The organism is Paenalicyclobacillus cellulosilyticus (genome assembly GCF_014647315.1).
Taxonomy (GTDB): Bacteria; Bacillota; Bacilli; order Alicyclobacillales; family Alicyclobacillaceae; genus Alicyclobacillus_J; species Alicyclobacillus_J cellulosilyticus.
The window spans coordinates 330-608 of sequence record NZ_BMOY01000128.1 but is presented as its reverse complement, the minus strand read 5'-3'; the positions used below and the strand labels follow the sequence as shown (position 1 = coordinate 608).

The following is a 279-nucleotide window of genomic DNA, read 5'->3' as shown; positions in this document are numbered from 1 at the left end:
AACAAGGCAAACTTGATCAGAAAAAGCTGCAAAAAACCATCAAAACAGCCATACGAATGCTGGATAACGTGATTGATATTAACTATTATTCCGTTCCCCAGGCTCGCAACTCAAACTTGAAACATCGTCCAATTGGTTTGGGCTTAATGGGCTTTCAAGATGCTTTATATGAGCTAAAAATCGATTATGCGTCAAACGATGCAATAAGCTTTGCCGATACCTCAATGGAATTGATTAGCTATTATGCCATTGAAGCATCATGTGAGCTTGCAAAAGAAC

1 pseudogene is annotated in these 279 nt (G+C 38.7%); it reads left to right on the top strand.

From position 1 onward, the window contains the following. Window positions 1-279: pseudogene (locus IEX97_RS13735) on the top strand (ribonucleoside-diphosphate reductase subunit alpha); the annotation flags it as partial.